This window comes from Bacillus cereus group sp. Bc031, assembly GCF_027716265.1.
Classification (GTDB): domain Bacteria; phylum Bacillota; class Bacilli; order Bacillales; family Bacillaceae_G; genus Bacillus_A; species Bacillus_A paranthracis.
This window is the reverse complement of the sequence record NZ_JAQFUL010000143.1, coordinates 1-6779: the sequence shown is the minus strand read 5'-3', so window position 1 is coordinate 6779 and position 6779 is coordinate 1. Positions and strand designations below refer to the sequence as shown.

Here is a 6779-nt window from a genome sequence, read left to right as displayed (position 1 = left end):
CACCTATCCCCTAAAGAATTTAGGGAACAAGTGGTTTAGGTGTTTTGATTGGTGTCCCGTTTTCAGGGTTCACTTCACATTTGATGGGCTTTTTTTAGTAATATTTTTTAAACCATCCTTATCAAAGGAGTTATAATTTACAATAGCATAAGCAGTTGCACATTATGAACTACTACTAGCTGAAGATGTTGCTGCAGATGAAGCGGCAATCGTTGCCATCATAGCTGCTTGTTGTGCTTGGATAAGGACTTCTATCATAGTTTGTAAACCTGTGTTGGTAGCTTTACTTTCCTCACCTTTCTGACTTACGAACAGTTGAATAGCAATAAGAATATTCGTATCTGTATGCCAACGGAATAATTTCTCTCCCTGCAATTTTTCAATCAACGCTTTAATAGAATGAATCTCTTTTTCTCCATCCTCAAGTAACGCTAATAGCCCGATTGCTGGGTAATGCATTTGTTTCACTTTTACCTTTTCTTGCTTTAACAAATTCCATATGTTTGTGCATGTTGCAACTAATATTTCTTCCCTGACATCCTTCTTTAGTGAAAGAATATGGCTTAGAAATTGGAGGTCATTCCCTTTGCGCAAGCCAGCTTTTGCTAGTTTCTGATAAAGACGCTCCACTCGGTCCATAAGTGTTTCTACATGCTCTGATTGTCCTGCTAATAAAACGGAGAGCGGATAATCATTTGTACCTGTTAGGAAAAGATGATCCTCTTTCATACGTTTATATACTTGCATCGAACGCTGAATGTGCGTGCCATGATGCTCATTATCTTCTGTTAAAAGCACAGCTGCTGCAAGATAAGTAAATATACTGCGGCTAAAGCCACCAGCGACCAATTGTTCATATAAGTCTAAAAACTCTCGAAAAGCTTTCTTATAATCTGTAAAGTGAATATCTAATGTTGCGGCCACTACAAAGCGATGATAAGACTTTAAGTATGAAAACATCCCTACCTCATTCTTAATATAACTACTAATTTCTAAAAAACGTCCGAGATCAAGCAATTTATCACTACTTGCATACATAGCAGCAATCATCATTCCTGTTCGAGAATCACTCGTTTTCCATTTTAGTTCTCCCTTTAACTGTGCATATGTATGTGTATATTGCTCCAGCTTTTGTTCTAATGTAATCATAGTATTCACCCCTATTTCTAGTTCCTCTCTATTATTATACGCATATTCCATATTTAGGAATACTATAATTAATAATCCATCATAAAAATAATATTTTATTATCCTTATATATTTCTTTTTCGCTCTTCTTCATCAGCATCACGATGATAATCCCTAATCCTTCAAGAAGTTATACAAAAAAGGTAGATAATAATTTATCTACCTTTTTTGTATATATTATTTAACATTACACCTGTATTGCTCGTTATATGCAATTAAGACTAAAGAGCTTTAATAATACGTTCCATCGCCTTCATTTGCCCAATATGATCAGCTTCATGATAAAGCATCATACCGTAAAGTTCCCCTACTGTTTCCAATCCTAGGAATGGCTCTGGCAGTTTATTTTCAAATGCTTCTGCTGGAATTTCTTTAATACGTTTTGCTTGTTCTTTTAATTGAACCGTTAACACTTCTAACGATGGTCCTGCTGTTGTCCATTTAGATGGTCTTGATCCATATCCAAACATACCTGGATATTCCGTTGGTAATTGTTTGAATTCTTTTCCAAACATGAAAACTTCTGCTGCCGTTAACACATGACCGATATGCCAGCGAATTGTATTGTTAAAACCCTTTGGCTGCGTATCTGCAGTTTTATCATCTAGCGTCTCCATAAATGTAAGTAACGCACCGCGCGTTATTTCAAATTGTTTTAAGCCAACTAGTCTATTCATTTTATCGTTCCCCTTCTTCATGTACCATTTATTATGAACTAAGAATGTTCAACTTATTAAAGTTTTACCTTGTTTAATCTATCAGAAACAAATAAGAAATACATCTAATATGCTTATTAAAAATAATAAAAAGGTTCACTCCTCGTAAATATAGAATTACTTACTATGTAAATAAAGGAGGAGTGTACTTGCATGTTACACATTTTAAAACAACAATATAATCTTATTAGCTCTACAAGAGAAACTCTATTTTCGTTTTTGGAAGAAATTCCACTAGAAAAATTACATAGCACAATTCCGAATTTCGGGAGCGGTAGCATTATAAAGACACATATTCATGTAGCCGATTGCTACCGATACTGGCTTGGATCATTCGCATTTAAACAAAAGCGAGCAGACTTTTCATTTGCTAGCGATTACGAAATTGAGCATGCAGGTGTGGAAAAAGTTCGTACTAGATTTAAGTTAGTAGATGAGACCGTACAACGCTTTTTAGATGAATACAATGACCGATGGCTCGAAAATATTGCAAATGAAGTAAAGTGGCAAAAAGAGCCTTGGAGTACAACTCCGCTATGGCTTTTAACTCATACGGAGACGCATGAGTTTCACCATAAAGGACAAATTGTATCTATGGCTCGTCACCTTGGATACAATCCTCCTGATACAGATCTTATTTAATTCGATCATTAAAAAACTTGTTGATACATTTTTTCGTGTATAAAACTTTTATCATTTGTTTTAGGTATACCATATCATTATAAAATTCATGTAACATAAAAGTAAGAATCATACTTTTCAAACAATACAAAAAACAAAACTCTTCTTCCATGTAGAGCAATAATATTTATATACTCTATCACCAACCTTAAGGAGAACATTATAATGAGATTAGAAAGGGAAAGAATTTATTTAAGGCCACTTTGTCAGCTAGATGCGCCTATTATATTAGAAAGTACAATGGATGATGAAATAAGATATATGACTGGAACCAAGTCTACTTTTTCATTGGAGCAAATTAAAACACATATAGATCATATAAATAATGATTCAAGTCGCTATGATTTTGCTATTTGTTTAACAAGCACTAACGAAATGATTGGAGAATTGTCGATTTTAGATATTGATGAAGAGAATAAAAGAGCAGGATTCAGAATATCAATGCTTTCAATAGCAGTAACAGGACAAGGCTATGGAACTGAAGCTATTAAAATAATTTTAAGATTTGTTTTTGAACAACTATCATTAAATCGTTTACAGTTAGAAGTATTTAGCCATAATTTACGCGGAATTAAAGCTTATGAAAAAGTTGGTTTTGTAAAAGAAGGAACTTTACGTCAATCTTTATTTTATAACGATGCATACTCGGATGAAATTATTATGTCCATACTTAAAAGCGATTATATAGAGAGACCTTTGTAAATGAATGTCTTAAGCTATTAAACAACTTTAAAGAACCTTACCACAGTATAATGCAGTAAGGCTCTTTCATTTTCATATCAAATAACAGCTCTTAACGCATTGATAATCGTATTAATACCAAATAGTCTCCGCATAATTATAAGCATCACTATTTGGTATAGCATGTTTCCCTTGTGCTTGTGCCTTTCTTGGATCTAAATCATATACCATTGGCGTATAGCATGATGTTTGCCCTTTATTCACAACACCATTTCCTCCAGCACTTCCGCAAGTATATGCCTTTCCATCTGTTTTTCTAACAATTCTTGCATCAGCTTCGTTATTATAAACCGCTGCACGCGTTACAGTAACTTTTGCCCACGCTGTTTTACACGTCGTGCTAAATTTTAATTCCACATACGAATTTGAATCAATCCACTTCTTTTCTTTCGTTACTGCTGATTGATCACAACTGTTGTAATACGGACTTTTCCCATCATATGAATGGTCTTCTGCATATGCTTTATCGCTATTAGTTTTACTAAACATACTAGTTACAACGAGTAAAGATAACAATAAACATGCACTCACCTTTTTTAATAGCTTCATATAATTTCACTCCTTTATTAATAACGTGCTGTTTTCCCGTAACCGTTATTAAACGTAACTGCTTCAGCATCTGCTGTGTATCCGAAATCAGCAGTTAAATCAAATACCATTCCTGTATAAGTACTCGTTTGACCAGTTTTAATTGTGCCATTTCCTTGATTGGAAGTGACTGATTTTTGAAACACACCATTTTTGTATTTATTCACAACAGCGTACGCATACACTCCTCCTGAAACAGCTGGTGCTGGTTGATCTAAAACAAACTTAGCCCAAGCTGCATGACATTTATTACTGTAACGTAAATACACTGTCCCTACTTTTTTACTACCTTCGTATACCGCTGTAGACTTTGCATTAAATCCATCTGCATCACACGTTGTACTTCCCCCGTATACTTTCGTTGTTGCTGGATTTTTCCCGTCATAATAACTACTCAGATCGGTAGCTGCAAATGTACTTCCTTGAAAACTAAATAATACCCCTACACTCGCTACACTTAACACACATACTTTCATTAACTTTTTAAACATTGTAAATCTCCTCCCTCAAAATAAGTACGTATATCTATCCCCTATGTACGCCCCTCCTTTCATGCTGCCTAGAGGCATCTTACAGAAACGAATAAAAGTTGTAAATTCCCTTACGATTATTGGAATATACGAAGAAATTTACTTACCCTTGTAAGAAAAAAAGTTGAGAAATACACATTTTATAGCATCCTTTTTAAAACATAAAGAACCGATACTCGTTTCATGCAAGCATCGATTCTCAATACAAAATTACCATTTTTTCTTTTATAGAAAATAAATATTTCTCCACTTAATCCGTTGTAAAAAACTCCCTCGTCACATCAATAAATTGCTGCAGTGGCACTGTCATCCATTTATCTTTATGCCAAGCAATTTGTGTGAAAATTGGATTGATAGTATTTTCTAGATGTAACTCTTTTATCGTCCCCTCTCGTATATCTTTTTCTACTACTATCGCCGGTAAAACGGCTATACCTAAATCTGCAATAACACATTGTTTTATTGCCTCTACACTAACAAACTCAATCTTATTTGCTGGATACACATCTTGGATGCGAAATAACTCTTCAAATAAAGTCCGATATGAGCACCCTAGTTCTGTTAATAAAAGTGTTTCCGTCTCTAAATCTTTTATCGAAACAGAAGTTTGCTGGAGTAAATGATGCCCTGGAGCAGCTACTACTTTTAATTCTTCTTTCATAAGCGGCTCAACATGTAAAGCATCTTCTGTTTTACATTCATCCAAAATAAATGCAAGATCGACTTTTCCTTCCATCAATTGTTCCTTCGCATCTTTATTGGAATGTGCGGGTTTAAATATAAGTTTTATTTGAGGAAATTGTGCTTTAAATCTCTTTAATATAGAAGGAAGTCTATATGTACATTGGCTTTCTTGCGCACCAATGGTTAACGTACCAGCTATTTCTTCATCATCTTTCACAGCCGTCTTCGCTTCGTTACTAAGTACGATTATCTTGTCCGCATATAGTTGAAACTTTCTTCCTGCTTCGGTTAAGAAAAGACGTTTCCCTAATCTTTCAAATAACGGCGTACCTAGCTCAGCTTCTAACGTTTTAATTTGCGCCGTTACGCTTGATTGAGCAAAGTTTAATTTCTTCGCAGTTTGGGTAAAGTTCAAAGTGTCCGCGGCGATTTTAAAGGTAATTAATTGTTTTATCTCCATTTATCATCCCTCTTTTCAATCGGAATTCCCGATTGATTTCATCGAAATAATCCTCTTTTTCTATTGATATTTGTATTGTATGATAAAGAGCATCGACAAACAATATAATGGAGGTATTCCATATGAAAGCACTTTGTTTCGAACAGTTTGGAAGTCCAGATGTACTACAATATAAAGAAATACATAATCCAATCATAAATCCAAATGAAATTCTTCTCCGTACAAAAGCAATTGGATTAAACTTTGCTGATATTTACAGACGCCGCGGCGATTATCATCTCGCTGGAAACCCACCTTATATATTAGGTTATGAAGGTGCTGGTATTGTTGAAGAGGTAGGAGCTAACGTTACAAATATCAATCCTGGAGACCGTATTGCATTTGCTGATGTTCCATTTGCAAATGCAGAATTAGTTGCCGTTCCAGCAGAAAAAGCAATCCCGCTTCCAGATTCAATTTCTTTTGAAACAGCCGCTTCTGTCTTATTGCAAGGCTTAACAGCACATTATTTAACGAAAGATAGCTATCAACTAAAACAAGGTGACACAGCTTTAATCCATGCTGTGGCTGGTGGCGTTGGTCAACTTCTTATTCAAATGATTAAACTGCTAGGCGGAAAAGTAATCGGCCTAACTTCATCAAACGAAAAAGGAAAAGTAGCCACATTAGCTGGTGCCGATCACGTATTTTTATATACGGAATCATGGGCTACGAAAGTACTTGAAATAACAAATGGTACCGGGGTAAATGTTGTATATGAATCAGTAGGCTCTACACTTGAGGAAAGTTTTAACGCTACTAAAGTTGGTGGTACTGTCGTATTTTTCGGAATGGCTGGCGGTAATCCTGCTCCCGTTGATCCACGCATGCTTATGGATACTTCAAAAACTTTAACTGGTGGAGACCTTTGGAATGTGCTTACTACTTTTGAAGAACGTAAGCAGCGCTCTACTCAATTATTTGATTGGATCGCTAGTGGAAAATTAAACATTGCAAGTCCTACTACATTCTCTTTACAAGACGGTGCCCGTGCTCATAAATTATTAGAGAGCAGAAAAAGTACAGGGAAGATTTTATTAATCCCATAATTCATAAAATAAAAAGGAAGCTAGATTTTAAAATGTACCCTATAGAATAGACACTTAAAAAAAAGTCTATTCTATAGGGTCTTTCTTGTATAATGAGAGAAAA

At 35.0% G+C, this 6779-nt stretch carries 8 protein-coding genes; 3 read left to right on the top strand and 5 right to left on the bottom strand.

The genetic code is table 11. From position 1 onward, the window contains the following. Nucleotides 1-162: 162 nt before the first annotated feature. Nucleotides 163-1200 carry a DUF4003 domain-containing protein gene (locus PDQ33_RS27740; protein WP_002170191.1) on the bottom strand — a complete coding sequence of 346 codons (1038 nt, stop codon included), beginning with the start codon at nucleotides 1198-1200 and terminating at the stop codon, nucleotides 163-165. Nucleotides 1201-1409: 209 nt separating this feature from the next. After that, entirely contained in the window at nucleotides 1410-1886 is a 477-nt protein-coding gene (locus tag PDQ33_RS27735; RefSeq protein ID WP_001997933.1) for a DinB family protein, read from the bottom strand. Nucleotides 1887-2057: 171 nt separating this feature from the next. Here PDQ33_RS27735 and PDQ33_RS27730 point away from each other — a divergent pair, with 171 nt between their 5' ends. Together PDQ33_RS27730 and PDQ33_RS27725 are read left to right on the top strand one after the other, a co-directional pair. Then, complete coding sequence (locus PDQ33_RS27730; RefSeq protein WP_270757026.1) at nucleotides 2058-2546, top strand: DinB family protein; 489 nt, start codon at nucleotides 2058-2060, stop codon at nucleotides 2544-2546. A 204-nt stretch (nucleotides 2547-2750) separates the two neighbouring features. Beyond that, nucleotides 2751-3287 (top strand): GNAT family N-acetyltransferase, encoded by a 537-nt coding sequence (locus PDQ33_RS27725; RefSeq protein WP_001235380.1) that lies wholly within the window; start codon nucleotides 2751-2753, stop codon nucleotides 3285-3287. Between the two features lie 111 nt (nucleotides 3288-3398). On the opposite strand, the gene PDQ33_RS27720 is transcribed toward PDQ33_RS27725, so the two are convergent. From PDQ33_RS27720 to PDQ33_RS27710, 3 genes are all read right to left on the bottom strand, one after another. Next, nucleotides 3399-3875 carry a DUF2690 domain-containing protein gene (locus tag PDQ33_RS27720; RefSeq protein WP_061131726.1) on the bottom strand — a complete coding sequence of 159 codons (477 nt, stop codon included), beginning with the start codon at nucleotides 3873-3875 and terminating at the stop codon, nucleotides 3399-3401. Between the two features lie 17 nt (nucleotides 3876-3892). After that, entirely contained in the window at nucleotides 3893-4405 is a 513-nt protein-coding gene (locus PDQ33_RS27715; protein ID WP_000473749.1) for a YjfA family protein, read from the bottom strand. Nucleotides 4406-4694: 289 nt separating this feature from the next. Further along, entirely contained in the window at nucleotides 4695-5588 is an 894-nt protein-coding gene (locus PDQ33_RS27710; RefSeq protein WP_000403847.1) for a LysR family transcriptional regulator, read from the bottom strand. A 122-nt stretch (nucleotides 5589-5710) separates the two neighbouring features. Here PDQ33_RS27710 and PDQ33_RS27705 point away from each other — a divergent pair, with 122 nt between their 5' ends. Continuing rightward, nucleotides 5711-6676, top strand: a complete 966-nt coding sequence (locus PDQ33_RS27705; RefSeq protein ID WP_061131725.1) for a quinone oxidoreductase family protein — start codon at nucleotides 5711-5713, stop codon at nucleotides 6674-6676. The last annotated feature ends 103 nt before the right edge of the window (nucleotides 6677-6779 follow it).